The organism is Streptomyces niger, from assembly GCF_000718305.1.
GTDB classification, from domain to species: Bacteria; Actinomycetota; Actinomycetes; order Streptomycetales; family Streptomycetaceae; genus Streptomyces; species Streptomyces niger.
This window is the reverse complement of record NZ_JOFQ01000086.1, coordinates 1-270: the sequence shown is the minus strand read 5'-3', so window position 1 is coordinate 270 and position 270 is coordinate 1. Positions and strand designations below refer to the sequence as shown.

General features: G+C 67.8%; 1 protein-coding gene. It reads left to right on the top strand.

All coding sequences use genetic code 11. The features are described from left to right. On the top strand, positions 1 to 270 hold a 270-nt coding region (locus IF20_RS41035), incomplete at both ends, for a transposase (protein WP_199896940.1).

The following is a 270-nucleotide window of genomic DNA, read 5'->3' as shown; positions in this document are numbered from 1 at the left end:
CAAAGCGACCGCGGCGGCGCTCGGGGCCTGGCTTGTCTTCGAGGACGAGGCCGCCGTCTCGATGACGTCGCATCGCAGCCGCACTTGGGCCCCACGAGGGAGGACACCGGTGGTCCGGTTCAACGGAGGCTCCCGTGGACGGGTCACGATGGCCGCCATGGCCTGCTATAAGGGCGGTGAGCGCAGCAGGCTCATCTACCGCCCTCGCGTCCAGGGCCACCTCAAAGGGGAGCACAGGGGTTTCACCTGGCGGGATTACCGTGACCTCAT